Source organism: Bacillus sp. AFS055030, assembly GCF_002574545.1.
GTDB lineage: Bacteria > Bacillota > Bacilli > Bacillales > Bacillaceae_G > Gottfriedia.
Window position 1 is genome coordinate 1 of sequence record NZ_NUGT01000059.1, and the last position, 315, is coordinate 315.

Here is a 315-nt window from a genome sequence, read left to right on the forward strand (position 1 = left end):
CGTCCACGGTTCGGCGCCCGACATCGCAGGCCAGCAGAAGGCCGACCCCACGGCCGCGATCCTCTCCGTCTCGCTGCTGCTCGATCACCTCGGGCTGCACGACGAGGCTAAGCGCGTCACGACCGCCGTCGAGGAGGACATCGCGACCCGCGGCTCGGCATCCCGAACGACGACCGAGATCGGCGACGCCATCGCCGCGCGGCTCTCGGCTTAACCTGTATACGTCGCCGCATCGACGGAGGATCCACTCATGACCACAGAACTCCACCTTCAGGCGCCCTCGGCCTCGGGCCTCGTCTGGAACGTCCTGCCCGA

At 68.6% G+C, this 315-nt stretch carries 1 protein-coding gene; it reads left to right on the forward strand.

Annotated features, from left to right (window positions below; genetic code table 11):
• Positions 1-214 (forward strand): isocitrate/isopropylmalate family dehydrogenase (locus CN925_RS15870; RefSeq protein ID WP_286138415.1); only part of this gene is annotated, 214 nt, incomplete at its 5' end.
• Between the last annotated feature and the right edge of the window lie 101 nt (positions 215-315).